The sequence below is a fragment of the Rhodobacteraceae bacterium D3-12 genome (assembly GCA_025916135.1).
Taxonomy (GTDB): Bacteria; Pseudomonadota; Alphaproteobacteria; order Rhodobacterales; family Rhodobacteraceae; genus JAKGBX01.
Window position 1 is genome coordinate 2,601,813 of record CP104793.1, and the last position, 14,884, is coordinate 2,616,696.

Genomic DNA, 14,884 nt, shown 5'->3' on the forward strand with positions numbered 1-14,884 from the left:
CGCGCCAAAGGTCCAGCATAGACAGCGGGGTTTCGCATTGCTTTGGCAAAACCTCTTGGGGCTTCGGGTTTGGCCGGTGTAACCTCGCTCTACACCATCCAAACCCTGCAAAGGTGTTAAGATGTCTGCCAAAACGGTCTTTGTTGCCTGTCTGTTTGCCATTTTCCCTGAATTTGGCACTGCTGAGCCGCCGCGCAGCGCCCTGCCGCCCAGTTGCGTGCCCCATATTGCCGGGCTGGTGGCGCCAGAAAAAGTCGATTGCCCGCCCACGCGCCCCTCGACCCCGCGCCTGTCGCTGTGCACCTTCAACTTCACCGCCATCACCCCTCAGGCCGAGCCCGAGCAATACGCCGCCCAATACCCCTATATCGCCAGTCTTCCGGGGCTTATCATCGACAAGCGGATGCGCGATTATTGCGGCAAGGGTCAGGTCATCCCCGCCTTTGCCACGCGCGAGGCCGGGGTCGCCGCGTGGTGGACATGGCTGCGCACCCGCACCAACCGGCGTGGCGGTGATTGGGGCTACAAGGAAACCGATTCCGTCAGCCTCGCCATGCTCACCGAAGACATCTGTGGGTGCGCCGCCAAACCGGGACAGGCCCTGCCCGCGTCCTTGCGCAACTACCGCGCCGGATACGCCAAATACGCGCGACAATTCTTTGGCCGCGAGGTCGATATGGACGAAAAGCACCGCCTCGCCGATCTCGACGCGCTCTGGGCCATCGCCCAGACGATGTACAGCCACGAGGCCGGCCGCCCCATCGGCCCTGAGCATCTCACCCGTGATCAATTCCTCATGGGCGTCGCCCTTGGGGAATACCACGTCAACGGGCGCAAGGTGGACATCACCGATTTCATCGCCGAATAGGCCGCCCCGGAGGTCTTCCCGCCGGGGCCGCCCGCTTGGCTTACTGCGGCAGCAGTTTCACAATCGCATTGTCGAGGTCGGTGGTGACATAGACCACCCCGTCCTTGCCCACGGCAACGCCGGTGGAATCCCCGTCGGCGGTGTGCCCGCCGCGGCTGGCATCCCGATCGACAGGCCCGACGCCAGAACCTCGGCCTTGCCCGTGGCCGGGTCAATCGCCACAACCTGCTGCTTGCCGACCTCGGCCACGATCAGCCGCCCATCGGGCGCCATGTCGATCCCTTCAGGCATGACAAGCCCCTCTGCCACAACGGTTTTCTTCCCATCAGCAAGGGTGATGCGCGCCACGCTCCCGGTTCCAGCCTCAGTGATGTAAACCGCGTCCTGCCCGTCCAGAACCATGCCCACAGGCAGCACCAGCCCGCCGGTCACCGCCTCGCGGGTCTTGCCCTCTTCGCCGGTCACGCGGGTCAGCTGCCCGGTTGCAACCTCCAACACCAGCAGGCTGCCATCCGCCAGCTCTACCGCGTCATAAGGTGCGGCAAACCCGTGCAGCATGCGCTTCGAATGGCCGGTTTTGCGGTCCATCACCTGCACCGTCCCGGTGAACCAGCTCGACAGGATCACATGCTCGTTGTTGGCGCGCGCGCTGATCGGGTATTCGATGTGATCGGCCTGCATCCGCCCATGGTCCGTCACCTTGCCACTGGCCGTATCAATGCTGCGAAAGGCGAACAGATCTCCAAGGTACAGCGTCTCCTTGCCCCCCTCTTCAACCAGAGCCAGCCCACCGGGCATCGACAATGTGCCCTTGACGATCTGGCGCACCTTACCGGTCGCCGGGTCGATCTGCTGCACGCCATTATCGGCCATGTTCGACACGAAAATCTGGTCCTTACTGTCAATCGCAAGGTTATCGAGCGAGGTCGACAGCTCTGCCACCACCTTGCGATTGCTCCCATCCGGGTCAAGCCGCACCAGATGGCCCAACGCGGTATCGACCACCCAAATGTTGTTTTTGCTATCAAGGTTCACCGCCGCGGGCACTTTGAACCCGTCGGCAATCACCTCAATCGCACCGCTGTCCACGTCCACGCGCGCCACCTGCCCTTTGAACCAAAGCGGCCCATAAAGCTTGTCGTCGGGCCCGAATTGGAACCCGTTCAACCCGCCCATGCCTTCGATGATCTTGCGCGGTGCAGCCTTGCCCGCCGTGTCGATCTCATACAGAGCATCGCCTAGGAAAACCTGCGTCGCATAAAGCCGCCCATCGGCGCGATACGCCAGCGAATTGACCCCCGGCAGCCCTTCGGCCAGCTTCACAACCTCGCCCCCCGGCGCCCGCGCGAACACCTCGCCGGTCAAAAACCCGGTCCAGGCCATCGTGCCATCGGGCGCAAAGGCAATGTCATCCGCCATGCCATGCGGCGCCGGTATCTCTACCGATACATCGCCGCTGCCCTGATCCACGCGGTAAAGCTCAAGCCCGATCACGCTCCCGGCAAACAGCGCCCCATCAGGGCCGACCCCAAGGCCATGAACCCCGTGAAAATCCGATCCCGGCACCACGGTCTCAACCTTGTAACCGTCGGCCCATGCGGCCCCGGCCATCCCGGCGCAAATCGCCACCACGGATGCCGCCCGTTTCAATACACCTGTCATTTGCAGTCTCTCCTCCCATGAATGTCAAATCTGAAAAACCTATGTCCGGCCTCCCGTCCGAACATGCCCAAGCCTACGCCCGGCACATGACCCAACCTCAGCATTACGTTACGTCAAATGCACTTTGCCGCCACGCAATGAAAAACCCGCCCGGAAGAAGGTCCGAACGGGTTGCCAAAACTGTCGATAAAACTTGCGCCGCTCAGAGCAGCGCGGTCACTTCGATCTCGATCCGGTATTTCGGGTCGATCAAACCGCACTCAAGCATTGTCGCGGCGGGCGGGTTCTCCCCGAAGGTGTCCCGCAATATCGGCCAACAGGGTTCAAACTCCGCACGGTCCGGCAGGTAATACACCACCCGCACCACCTTTTCAAAGCCGCTGCCCGCGTCCTTCAATGCCCGGCCAATGATATCAAGCGCCGCGCGGCATTGCTCTGCCGCGCCTTCGCCCTCGCCCACGGTGCCCGCAACATGCACGAACCCGCCGGCCACGACGGCGCGACAATAACCAACTTTGCCTTCAAATTCACCGCCCGAGGCGATCCTTTTGATTGCCTCGGCCATGTGCTTACCCTGCGCTCGCGCCTTCTTTGGCTTTCGCCGCATCGGCATAGATGATCAACGGCTTGGCCTCGTCGTGGTTCACGGCCTCTTCATTGACCACAACCTCTTCGACGTTCTCCATGCCCGGCAGGTCAAACATCGTGTCGAGCAGCACATCTTCAAGGATCGAGCGCAACCCGCGCGCGCCGGTCTTGCGTTCAATCGCCCGCTTGGCAATCGCGCTCAGCGCATCATCGGTAAAGGTCAGCTTGGCATCTTCCAGCTCGAACAGACGCTGGTACTGCTTGACCAGCGCGTTTTTCGGCGCGGTCAGGATGGTCACAAGCGCATCCTCGTCCAGATCTTCCAGCGTCGCAATCACCGGCAAACGGCCGACAAATTCCGGGATCAACCCGAATTTCAACAGATCTTCCGGCTCAAGGTCCTTGAACACTTCGCCCACGCCGCGCGCATCTTCGTCGCGCACATCGGCACCAAAGCCCATTGCACTGCCCTTGCCGCGCTGCGCGATGATCCGGTCAAGCCCGGCAAACGCCCCGCCACAGATGAACAGAATGTTGGTCGTATCAACCTGAAGGAATTCCTGCTGCGGATGTTTGCGCCCGCCCTGCGGCGGCACGCTGGCAACGGTGCCTTCCATCAGCTTGAGCAACGCCTGCTGCACACCCTCGCCGCTCACATCGCGGGTGATCGAGGGGTTTTCGCTCTTACGGGTGATCTTGTCGACTTCATCAATATAAACGATGCCACGCTGCGCGCGATCGACATTGTATTCGCTCGACTGCAACAGCTTGAGGATGATGTTCTCGACGTCTTCCCCGACATAGCCGGCTTCGGTCAGCGTGGTCGCATCCGCCATGGTAAACGGCACATCCAAAATCCGCGCCAGCGTCTGCGCCAGCAACGTCTTGCCGCAACCCGTCGGGCCGATCAGCAGGATGTTGGATTTCGCCAACTCGATGTCCGAGCCCTTTTGACTGTGGTTAAGCCGCTTATAGTGGTTGTGAACCGCGACCGACAAAACCCGCTTGGCCATCGCCTGCCCGATCACATAATCGTCCAGAACCTCGCAAATATCCATCGGCGTCGGCACGCCCTCGCTGGATTTCAGCCCGGCATTCTTGGTCTCTTCGCGGATGATATCCATGCAGAGTTCGACGCATTCATCACAGATGAACACAGTCGGTCCGGCAATCAACTTTCGCACCTCATGCTGGCTCTTGCCACAAAAGCTGCAATAAAGCGTATTCTTGCTGTCACCGTTGCCGGAATTCGTTGACATGATCGTCCTTTCGGGCCCGTCGTTCACTTGGTTACCACCGCTGGGCGCGGCGCATCCCCGTCTTGGGGTCCAACTCTAGGCCAAGCCTAGGCTGGTCACAATCTCAAAACGTGGCCCGCAACGCATTTCTGTCAGCGCAGTTCGCTCGCGGGCCAAATTCTTTTACTCGTCGTCGCCTTTGGCACGGCTTTCAACGATCTCGTCGATCAAACCCCAATCCTTGGCTTCTTTGGGGTCCATAAAGTTGTCCCGCTCCAGCGCGTTCTCAACTTCCTTCAACTTGCGCCCGGTGTGACGCACATAAATCTCGTTCAACCGTTTCTTAAGCTTCAGCGTCTCTTCGGCGTGGATCATGATATCCGTCGCCTGCCCCTGATAGCCGCCGCTCGGCTGGTGAACCATGATCCGGCTGTTGGGAAGCGAGAAGCGCATGCCCGCCTCGCCCGCGGTCAACAACAGCGACCCCATGCTCGCCGCTTGGCCAATCACCAGCGTCGATACCTTGGGCTTGATATATTGCATCGTGTCGTAAATCGACAGCCCGCTGGTCACCACGCCACCGGGCGAGTTGATGTACATCGAAATCTCTTTGCTCGGGTTCTCCGCCTCAAGATGAAGCAGCTGCGCCACGATCAGGCTCGACATGCCGTCATGCACTGGCCCGTTCAGGAAAATAATCCGCTCCTTCAACAAGCGCGAAAAGATGTCATAGGCCCGCTCACCGCGGCTGGTCTGCTCCACCACCATGGGCACGAGCGTGTTCATATATACGTCCAACGGGTCTTTCATCTGGTCCTGCCTCGGGTTGTCTCATGGATGATTAACTTGAAACTGCTAACGGAGTCTTAGTCATGCGCTCAAGGGGCTGCAAGGGCGCGCGAAAAATTCGCGTCTTTTGGCCAAATCAAATCCGCGTGTTGTCGCTGAAATCCGGGCTGTTCCTTCACAGATAATCTGCCATATGCGCGACGGAAAAATCACGCCGCACCGTATCACCGGTCATCACAGCAACTTATTAAACGGAGTTCCCATGCCTGCCCTTCACGACACCCCCGAGCGTTACGGTTCTGTTTCCCGCGCCCTGCACTGGGGAATGGCTGCGCTGTTTCTGGCACAATTCATTTCCGCCGCCGCCCATTTCTTCCTGCCGCGCGAAAATGCTGTGCGAGAGGTCCTCTGGGGCATCCATACGCCGCTTGGCGTGACGCTCTTTCTGCTGGTGCTGCTGCGTGGCGTCTGGGGCCTGATGAACCTCAAACGCCGCCCCTCTGCCGAAGCCGGGCTCATGGGCATGGCCGCCACCGCCGGACATATCGCGCTCTATGCGCTGATGATCATCGTGCCGGGCACGCGTCTGCTCGCGGCGGCGGGCAGCACCCGTGGGCTGAGCTATCTCGGCCTCGAAATCTTCGCGCCAAAGACGGCTGAAACTGCGTGGATGCAGGCGCCCTCGGAATGGCACGGCGAACTCGGCTGGGTGCTGGCGCTGCTCGTGGTCGGCCATATCGTTATGGCGGTCGGCTGGCACCAGATTATCAAGCGTGATTCCGTCCTGCGTCGCATGGCCGGCTGACGGCGGCGCGACGGCCCGCCCGGTGGACATCCCGCCACTTGCGTGGCACGTCACCGGGCATGACCTGTCGTGACACAACACTGCTGCATCGAATTACCCGCCCGGCCTGATCCATCAGGCCGGGACGATTGTTATTCAATGCCGCCTGTACCGTCACAAGGGACACCCCCCATGCCAACCGCCAATCACCCCCCCACGCTCCACCTGCTCTTCGGCCTGCCCGGCGCCGGGAAATCCACGCTTTCCCAAAGACTTGCCTCTGCCCCCGCCTGCCTCAGAATCAGCGAAGATCACTGGCTCTCCGCGCTGTTTGACGACCAGCTATCGGACCTCTCCGACTACCAACGCTGCGCCGCGAAACTACACAGCGTCATGGCGCCGCAAGTCGAAACCCTGCTTGGCGCGGGGCTTTCGGTGGTGCTCGACTTTCCCGCCAATACGCCCGAAACCCGCGCGGCTTGGCGCTCTGTCGCCACACGCGCCGGTGCGCGCGTTGAACTGCACCACCTCGCCACGCCGCGCGACACCTGCCTCGCCCGTCTGCGCGCCCGCAACGCCAGCGGTGCGCATCCCTTCACGCTCACCGATGCGCAATTCGACCGGCTCTGCGGCCACATCACGCCGCCCTCCGCAGACGAAGGTTTCCGCGTAACGCGCCACGCCCCCGATCCCGCTCCCAGCTAACCGCCGCACGCACCCCTCCCTCAGGCAAACAGCCCCGTCGCGCCACCCGTCGCTCCACCCGTCGCCCCCGTGGGTCGGCTCACCAAACGTCCGGGTCGATCCCCTGCGCCCTCAGCGCCTCAAACTTGCCCTGCAAATAGCGCTGGAAACTCTCACCCTCAAACGCCCCGCTCTCAACATATTCAAGCGAGCTCAGGTAATGAAACGGCTTCAAATACCCCGGCAAACGAAACGTCTCCGCCGCCGCCCGATCCTTGGCCCCGACATTTTTTTGATGGAAAATCAACGTGGTCGGGGTGAAATTCACCCCCCACTTCTCGGCCAAGGCCTTCTCCTCCAACGCCTGCCCGTCAAAATCCAACACCTCGCGAGAGCCGAACATATTCAACTGGATCACATCGAAATTCGCCTTGATCATCTCAACAATCTCGGCCCGCGCAAAATTCACGCGGTGCAGCTCGCGGCAATACGGACAGCCGTTCTGCTCAAACAGGATCATCAAATGCCGCCCCTGCCCAGCCGCCGTGGCAAGGTCATCACCCAGCTCCAGAAAACTATCGGTGAACCACGGCTGCTTGTGCATCCCGTCATCCCCCAGCTCCGCCGCCCGCCCCTCTACTGGGCCAACCACAGGTCCAAGCGACGCCAAAGCCGCGCCCATCGCCATCATCTCGCGTCGTGTCGGCATGGTCTCTCCTCCCGGTTTCTCCTGCCCCATCCTACGCCCATCTGGCGAATGCTCAAAATAACAAAACCGGGCGTGCTCTCGCGCGCCCGGCTTACTGGTTAACCACCTATGTCAAAGCCACGCAGGCTCAACCTCTCAGGGCGCTACTTCTCAATCGACTTGAGATAAGCAATCACCGCCTCGATCTCCTTGTCTTTCTTCAATCCGGCAAAACTCATCTTGGTTTTCTTGATGAATTTCCGTGGCTTGGTCAAAAACTCGGTCATATTCGCCTCGTCCCAAACCATGCCGTCCTCTGCCATCGCTTGGATCGTCTTGGAGTATTTGAACCCCTCGACCTGTGCGAATTTTGAGCCCATCACACCGTTCAAAATCGGCCCGGTGCGGTTCTTGGCACCCTCGCCCACCTGATGACAGGCCTTGCACTTCTTGAACACTTTCTTCCCGGCTGTGACCATTTCAGGGTCCAGCGCCGCCTCCTTTGGGGCCGCCGGTTCAGCCGCCGGTTCAACAGCCGGGGCCACCTTCGGTGCCTCTGCCGCTGGTTCGGGCTTTACCGCCGCCTCCTCACGCGCCTTGCGCGCCGCCGCATCATCGGGCGTTACATCAATCACCGCCGCGCGCGCCGTGATCTCAACCGCCGGTTTGCAGTTTTCCATGCAAACGTCCGGCTTGTTAAACGAGGCAAGCTCGCCGCCCACCTTGGCCCGGTCATCCATGTAAAACGCCGCCTCATTGGGCAGCTTCTGCGCCGCGAAATTGGCTTTGGACAGCTCGAAATCATCATCCACCAAGTCGTTGACATAAAGCAGATAGGCGGTGATCGCATAGACCTCGTCATTGCTCAGGCTCTGCGCCTCGCCAAAGGGCATCGCGCGATGCACGTAATCCCAAACGGTGCTCAGATACGGCCAGTATGACCCGATCGTCTTGACCGGCCGCATATCGCTCAGCGTGCCCTGCCCCCCGGCCAACACCGGCCAGCGATCAACCCCTTCGCCGAAATCACCATGACACACGGCGCATTTCTCGGCGAAAATCTCCTCGCCATCGGCGACATTGCCGCGGCCTTCGGGCAAGCCCATGCCATCCGGGCGCACATCAATATCCCACGCCGTCACCTCCTCAGGCAACGCCACACGCCCAAGCCCAAGCGTGTCGGCATCGGCTGCAGAGACGCTTGCGCCGACAATAACAACGGCGGACAGCGCCTTAAGAAATCTCGACATTTTCCGCCTCCCCATTGGCGTTGACCGCCCATGTCTGAATGCCATTGTTGTGGTAAATCGAATTGGTCCCGCGGAATTTGCGCAACTCGTTCTTGGTCGGCTGCACATAGCCGGTGCTGTCATGCGCCCGGCTTTGCAACAACAATGGTTTCCCATCCCAATCGAACTCGAAATAGAACCGATGCATGGATTTATCCAAACTCGGCCCCGACATCCGCGCCTTGTGCCAGTTCATGCCGCCGTCAATCGTCACATCCACGCGCGGGATCGTGCCCCGCCCGCTCCATGCCACGCCGGTCAAAACGGTCGGCCCCTTGCCATGGGTGATCGGAGATTGCGGGCTCGGGTTGGTGATGACCGATTTCGCGTCCATCTCCCATGTGAACCGCCGCGCTTTGCCGTCCGCCAACAGATCGGTGTATTTGCTGGTCTCTTCGCGGTGGTGCCACGGCTGGTCCCCCACTTCGAGACGGCGCAGCCATTTGACCCACATGTTGCCTTCCCAGCCCGGCACAACCAACCGCACCGGATACCCCTGTTCGGGGCGCAACGCCTCGCCGTTCATCTTCCAAGCGATCAGACAGTCATCCAACGCCTTTTCCATCGGGATCGACCGCGTCATCGCGCTCGAATCCGCGCCCTCCGCCAACAGCCACTTGCCCTCGGGCTTGACCCCGGCCTCGTTCAGCAGATCGCGCAGCTTCACGCCGGTATACATCACGTTATGGATCATACCGTGCGTAAACTGACAGCCATTCAACTGTGCCCCGCGCCATTCCATCCCGGAATTCGCCGCACATTCAAGGAAGTAGACATGGTTCTCACGCGGGAACCGCATCAGGTCCTGCATGGTGAAAACCAACTGCTTTTCCACCAGCCCGTTGATCATCAAACGGTGGTCCGCCGGATCAATATGCGCCGTGCCACCGTGGTGGCGCTCAAAACACAGGCCGTTGGGCGTGATGATCCCGTCCATCTCGTGCAGCGGGGTAAAGTTGATCGAACTCACCGGATCAGCGGTCAGCCAATCAACAGTGCGCCGCTTCACATGCGCTTCAAATTTCGACGGGCTGCCATAGGGCGAAACATCAACCCCGTCGCCCAATTCGCTGTTCCACGGCTGCACTTCAGTGATCAGCGGATCACCCGCCGCCCGTGCGCCACCTGCGCCCGCTCCTGCGCCCGCCAAGGCCACACCACCCGCCGCCGCACCCTTCAAAAAGGTCCGCCGCGAGGGTTTTTGCCCCTTAAAACTCACCGTCATTCGATTCTGCCTCCCGCCGATCGCTACAAATTCACTCTATTGAATTTGAGCGAGCGAGTGAACATATATTCACGCTTATGAATGAAAAAATTTGCCGATTTTCGCGCGCGCCGCGTTTTAATCGCCCCGCGCCGCGTCACAGGCCGACAGCTCCGCCGCATCCAGCCGGAAAACCTTGTCATCCTTGCCCGCGGTCAAAGGCTCCATCTCGGCCCCGTCCTCACCGCAAGACATCAATGCCAGCCCCCAGATCGTCGTCATATCCACCAGCACCGCCCCCGGCGTCCGGCTCTTGCGCAGCAAAATCCCGCCGCCATCGCAATCAATCTGACAGGTCACACCGTTTTCCACGTCATTGCAGATGCCGCCGTTGGTGCCGGTGCGCGGATCGCCGCGCCGCTTGACCGCAACGGAAAACCCGAAAATCGGGTCGTCAAAGCCCTCGAACTTGCGATAATCCAGATAGAGCGCCATATCCGTCACCCGCTGGTCCGGGTGCTTCTTCAGATGCGCCGTGTCATAGCTGCGCGCAAAACACCGCTCCGCGCCAAAGGTCTCGGGCAAAAGGTCGGCGCGGGTCAAAACATCCCCCGCCATCGCGGTCCTGTCGCCATCGGTCCCACCGCGACCGACCCGACCAAAAATATGCCGAAAAGCGAACGCCACATGCCGGGTATTTTGCCCTGCATATGGCGTTGCGTCAATTCTCGGCCAAAAGGCGGCGCGGCCTATCCGCCCACCACCTGAACCGAAGTGTTCGGATCAAGCGTCACAGTGCCAACCTTGCGCACATGGCTTTCCACCACGTCCCAGATCTGCGGCCCCTCGGTGCCCTCGTTCACACTGGCCCATCCCGCCACAACATAGGACTTCGCCGGATCAATCGCCTCGCCGGTCTTGAGCAGGGTCATATCGGTGATCCGCTCGCCCTGCGGCTTGGTCACATCAATGCGATAGCCCATGCCGCCGATCCGCACCATGTCCCCGCCTTGCTGGTAATACGGGTCCGGGTTGAACAGGTTGTCGGCCACATCTTCAAGGATCACATGGATAAACTCACCGGTCATTTCGGTGCGATACGCCTCGCCGTAACTCATCGAGGTGACGTTCCATATATCCTCGCGGGTGATCTCGTCACCGGGCAACAGGCTCGGCCCCCAGCGCACGCCGGGGCTCATCGCAATATCCGCCTCACGCTCGGAAATCAGCGCGTTACAGATCAGATCATCCCACGTCCCGTTGAAATTCCCGCGCCGGTAAAGCACCTCATCCGTGCTCCCGATCACCTCGCGCAGCTTCTCTTCATGCGGCGCGCGCTGAACCTCGATCACCTTTGTCATCTCCGCATCCGGCGTGATGACATCGGCAAAAACCGGGATCAGCTTGTGGCGAATGCCCATCATCTTGCCGTCGCGCACATCCAGATCAATACGGCTCACGAACTTGCCGTTCGACCCGGAGGCAATGATAAACGTCTGCCCCACCTGCACCGGCTCGGGCAGCGCATCATGGGTGTGCCCGCTCAGGATCACATCAATGCCCTTCACCCGGCTCGCCATCTTCTTGTCCACGTCAAACCCGTTATGGGACAGACACACAACAAGCTCGGCCCCCGCCGCGCGCACCTCATCCACCATCGCCTGCATGTTCGCGTCACGAATACCAAAACTGTATTCGGGGAACATCCAGCGCGGATTGGCAATCGGCATATACGGGAACGCCTGCCCGATCACGGCCACCTTCACGCCGCCACGCTCGAAAAAATTGTATGGCTTGAACAACTCAGCCGGCTCATCCCACTCGGCATCAAAAATGTTCTGCCCCAAGGCGGCAAAGGGCAACCCCTCGACAATCTCCTGAACCCGCTCCGACCCGAGCGTGAATTCCCAATGGAACGTCATCGCATCAGGCGTCAGCGCGTTCATCACATTCACCATGTCCTGCCCTTGGGTGTGATGACAGGTATATGACCCGTGCCATGTGTCGCCCCCATCCAGCAGCAACGCATCCGGCCGGTCGGCCCGAATGGCCTTCACCACCGTCGCCACCCGGTCCATGCCCCCAACCCGGCCATAGCCCTTGGCGAGCGACGCAAAATCCTCATAGCTCAGCGCATAAGCCGCCGAGCTGCCATCCTCGATCCCATAAGCGGCCCGAAACTCCGCTCCGGTCACATGCGGCATCTGCCCCTTGGCGACCCCAACCCCAAGGTTGATCTCAGGCTCGCGGAAATAAATCGGCTTAAGCTGCCCGTGAATATCGGTCACATGGATCAGCGACACATTGCCGAAGGTATCGAACTCCAGCAATTGATCCTGACTAAGGCTCTGCTGCGCCGCCAAACGCGCCCAATTGCCAAAGCCACTCGAACCCAACAACGCAGAGGCCGCCATCGACACCTGCAAAAAATCACGCCGCGAAATCATCTCTCAACTCCTGACACGGGAGGGGTCAAAGCACCGCAAATGAAACCGCGATGCCCCCAACTCTTCTTCTGTTTGAAAATACCTCGGGGGCGCGGGGGCTGCCCCCCGCCACTTTCCTCTGGTGCGGAGGGCTCTCCCCCCGCCACTTTCCTGCAATGCAAAGGGCTGCCCACCCGCTGCTGTCCAGCGCTGCGGATACTCCCTGCGCAAAGCCCCGGACCGCCCAAGCGGCCCGACGCTCAAGATCAGTTGCGCACCGACGGGCCTTCAACCGACAAACCATTGCCACGGCTCGCCACATAAAGCTCAAGCGCAATGAACTCCGGGCTACCGGGGTTGAATGTTTGCGCCCGCGTGTCGCGGATACAGCCCTTAAAGCGCGAATGCGATCCGTTCAGCTTGGTGTTCTTCAACCGATAGGTCGGAAAGCCGTTGATCTGACCCTGTGACAGGTGATCGGCGCGGATCATATTGCCATAGTTGTCTTCATGGCAGGACGCACAGCTCAGCTGCAGCTGACCGTAACGGGTATAGTAAATTTCCTTACCCTTTTCCCATGTCGCCTTGGCCGGGCCGTCGATCGCGACATTCACCGGCAATCCGCGCGACACGCTGGCCAACAGCGCCTCGATGTTCAATGAACCACCCTTGTCGGTCTTCCACGCCTCGGCGCCCATCCGGTTCACCCGGCAATCATTGACCTGCATCTGCAGCGTGCGCACCTCGCCCGCGGCTTCGACATATTTCGGGTAAACCGCTTTCACACCGGCCATCTGGTCGGGCGCGCCGTGACAATCAGCACAGGATTTCCCGGCGCTGCCCTCGGCGGTGTTCCAGATATCGGCCCCCTGCTCGGCAAAGATCATGCCGGGGTTGTCGAAATCATCGGCTTCCATCTTCTGCGTCTCTTTCGAGCGGAAATGCCAACCGGAATAGATCGTGTCCAGCGCGTCACTAAGATGCGCGGGCGCTTTGGTCGTGGTGACCATCTCGATCTCGCCGTTGATGACCAGCTTGCCATCATCCGGATCGGCGGCGCCCATGATCGGCATCGCAACGGCGATCACAGCGGCAATCGACACTGTCTTGAAATTCATTCGGTATCCTCCCTAATGCTGGCCTTATTGCTGGCACCCCCGCCCGCCCCTCTTGGGGACGGGTCAAGGTATCAGCCCGGCCTTAGCCGACCGCGACCGACTTTGTTGTATCGTAAACCGACCCGTCATCATCATACCATGTGAACTTGAAATCGCCCGCTTCCGGGACAACGGCTTCAAATTCAAAATACGGGTTGGTCGAAATCGACGGTTCCATCGTCACGTCGATCACCATCTTGCCGTTAAACTCGCATGTAAACCGGTTGATGATCGAGCGCGGGATAAGGGCCCCGTCCTTGCCCTTGCGCAGCCCCGATTCCATCTTGTGGCTGATCAGGGTTTTCAGCGTGACCGTTTCACCGGCTTCGGCTTTCTTGGGCGCTTTCACGCGGGGTTTGACACCAGCTGCCATATCTCTATCTCCTCGCTTTTCGCTCTCGCCTTAGCCGCCGCAGCCGCCAATGGTGACCTTCACGGTCTGGGTTGCTTTCTTGAAGCTGCCATCGCCCATCTTGGCCACGGCCATCACCTCTTGCGTGCCCGCCAAACGGATGCGCGTCGATGCCGACTGGCTGCCCGCCAGCTCACCGAAATTAAAGGTGGCCACATTCGGGTTCGGGTTGCCAGAGGCGATCACAAGGATCGCCGACGCCCCGGCCGCATCCACCGAAATCGGCACTGTGTTGCCGTTCTCTGCGATCTCGGGCGCGGTCAGCGTGACACCGCCCTCGCCCACATCTGCACCGCCGGTAAAGGCAGCAATCGCTTCATCCGCCGCCGAGGCGCGCGCGCCCATCGGCAAAATTGTGAGGGCAACAGCACCAGCACCCAGCGCCAGCGTATCGCGTCGTGAGAAACTCATCTCTTTCTCCTTGGTTCAAACTTTACGTGTTTCGCAAACGCGTCGCGCCGGTTGGGCGCGCGCGTCATTACTCTTCTTTCAACGTCCCTAGGAACGCGACCAAATCTTCGATCTGCTGACCTGTCAAAAGCGGGGCAAACGTGTCGTCCGCCGCTTTCCCGGTATAGGCCTTGCCCGGTCGGATAAAGCCGTCAACCTTGTAATAGGCCGGCATCACCGTGTCCTCAAAGGTCATCTTCGAATTCACCAGAATACCGCGCAGCTCCGCCTCGCTCCAGCGGTCCGCCACCCCATCAAGACTGGGTCCGACATTGCCCGGAAACGCCGCATCAACCGAGCTGATCTCGTGGCACGCCACGCAGTTTCCCAGCTTTTTCGATGCATAGACTTTCTGACCTGTGGCCGCGTCGCCCGCGACCCCGGTCAGCGATGCCTCTACCGCGCTGTCGTTGAACTTTACATCCTTGGGGGCAACCTCGGCCGCCATTGCGGCCCCGGCTCCCAACACTGTGGCCACTGCCACGAGGTGCTTTAATGTCGTCAACCTCATTTCTCCTCCCTTCGCTTCCGTTTTTGGCTACGGGTGCTTTGTCTGTTGGTTTTAGTCTGTGTTTCACGTCCGGCGCAACAACAAATTCATAAAACTGAATTTTCCGATGCTATCCCCCAACCCGCCGCGCGCGC

At 60.3% G+C, this 14,884-nt stretch carries 16 protein-coding genes; 3 read left to right on the forward strand and 13 right to left on the reverse strand.

Annotation, left to right across the window (positions count from 1 at the left end):
- Window positions 1-121: 121 nt before the first annotated feature.
- Entirely contained in the window at window positions 122-868 is a 747-nt protein-coding gene (locus N4R57_12775) for a hypothetical protein (protein UYV35922.1), read from the forward strand.
- 57 nt (window positions 869-925) lie between these two features.
- Here the strand turns inward: N4R57_12775 and N4R57_12780 are convergent, their stop codons facing one another.
- The 4 genes from N4R57_12780 to N4R57_12795 form a co-directional block, all read right to left on the reverse strand.
- Window positions 926-2,530, reverse strand: coding sequence for an SMP-30/gluconolactonase/LRE family protein (locus N4R57_12780; GenBank protein UYV35923.1), 1,605 nt, complete (start codon window positions 2,528-2,530; stop codon window positions 926-928).
- Between the two features lie 202 nt (window positions 2,531-2,732).
- A complete protein-coding gene (locus tag N4R57_12785; protein ID UYV35924.1) occupies window positions 2,733-3,095 on the reverse strand; it encodes a RidA family protein in 363 nt (120 codons plus the stop codon).
- Between the two features lie 4 nt (window positions 3,096-3,099).
- Entirely contained in the window at window positions 3,100-4,377 is a 1,278-nt protein-coding gene (gene clpX / locus N4R57_12790) for an ATP-dependent Clp protease ATP-binding subunit ClpX (protein ID UYV35925.1), read from the reverse strand.
- Window positions 4,378-4,539: 162 nt separating this feature from the next.
- Window positions 4,540-5,166, reverse strand: coding sequence for an ATP-dependent Clp protease proteolytic subunit (locus N4R57_12795; GenBank protein ID UYV35926.1), 627 nt, complete (start codon window positions 5,164-5,166; stop codon window positions 4,540-4,542).
- Window positions 5,167-5,407: 241 nt separating this feature from the next.
- On the opposite strand from N4R57_12795, the gene N4R57_12800 reads away from it, so the two are divergent.
- On the forward strand, window positions 5,408-5,950 hold the full coding sequence (locus N4R57_12800; GenBank protein UYV35927.1) for a cytochrome b: 543 nt from the start codon (window positions 5,408-5,410) through the stop codon (window positions 5,948-5,950).
- A 171-nt stretch (window positions 5,951-6,121) separates the two neighbouring features.
- Window positions 6,122-6,634 (forward strand): ATP-binding protein, encoded by a 513-nt coding sequence (locus tag N4R57_12805; protein ID UYV35928.1) that lies wholly within the window; start codon window positions 6,122-6,124, stop codon window positions 6,632-6,634.
- A gap of 79 nt (window positions 6,635-6,713) precedes the next feature.
- Here N4R57_12805 and N4R57_12810 read toward each other — a convergent pair whose 3' ends face one another.
- The 9 genes from N4R57_12810 to soxX form a co-directional block, all read right to left on the reverse strand.
- Window positions 6,714-7,322 (reverse strand): thioredoxin family protein, encoded by a 609-nt coding sequence (locus N4R57_12810; GenBank protein UYV35929.1) that lies wholly within the window; start codon window positions 7,320-7,322, stop codon window positions 6,714-6,716.
- 143 nt (window positions 7,323-7,465) lie between these two features.
- Window positions 7,466-8,551: a c-type cytochrome gene (locus tag N4R57_12815; GenBank protein ID UYV35930.1), complete on the reverse strand. Its 1,086-nt coding sequence runs from the start codon at window positions 8,549-8,551 to the stop codon at window positions 7,466-7,468.
- Window positions 8,535-9,815, reverse strand: coding sequence for a sulfite dehydrogenase (soxC, locus tag N4R57_12820; protein ID UYV35931.1), 1,281 nt, complete (start codon window positions 9,813-9,815; stop codon window positions 8,535-8,537). The genes N4R57_12815 and soxC overlap by 17 nt, the downstream gene beginning before the upstream one ends.
- A gap of 117 nt (window positions 9,816-9,932) precedes the next feature.
- The gene (locus N4R57_12825) at window positions 9,933-10,412 is read right to left on the reverse strand and encodes a hypothetical protein (GenBank protein UYV35932.1); all 480 of its coding nucleotides are present in this window, start codon (window positions 10,410-10,412) and stop codon (window positions 9,933-9,935) included.
- Between the two features lie 131 nt (window positions 10,413-10,543).
- Window positions 10,544-12,241, reverse strand: a complete 1,698-nt coding sequence (gene soxB, locus N4R57_12830; GenBank protein ID UYV35933.1) for a thiosulfohydrolase SoxB — start codon at window positions 12,239-12,241, stop codon at window positions 10,544-10,546.
- 245 nt (window positions 12,242-12,486) lie between these two features.
- Entirely contained in the window at window positions 12,487-13,338 is an 852-nt protein-coding gene (soxA, locus tag N4R57_12835; GenBank protein UYV35934.1) for a sulfur oxidation c-type cytochrome SoxA, read from the reverse strand.
- 82 nt (window positions 13,339-13,420) lie between these two features.
- Window positions 13,421-13,750: a thiosulfate oxidation carrier complex protein SoxZ gene (gene soxZ / locus N4R57_12840; protein ID UYV35935.1), complete on the reverse strand. Its 330-nt coding sequence runs from the start codon at window positions 13,748-13,750 to the stop codon at window positions 13,421-13,423.
- 30 nt (window positions 13,751-13,780) lie between these two features.
- Complete coding sequence (gene soxY, locus N4R57_12845) at window positions 13,781-14,200, reverse strand: thiosulfate oxidation carrier protein SoxY (GenBank protein ID UYV35936.1); 420 nt, start codon at window positions 14,198-14,200, stop codon at window positions 13,781-13,783.
- Between the two features lie 67 nt (window positions 14,201-14,267).
- Complete coding sequence (gene soxX, locus N4R57_12850) at window positions 14,268-14,750, reverse strand: sulfur oxidation c-type cytochrome SoxX (protein ID UYV35937.1); 483 nt, start codon at window positions 14,748-14,750, stop codon at window positions 14,268-14,270.
- Window positions 14,751-14,884 lie beyond the last annotated feature (134 nt).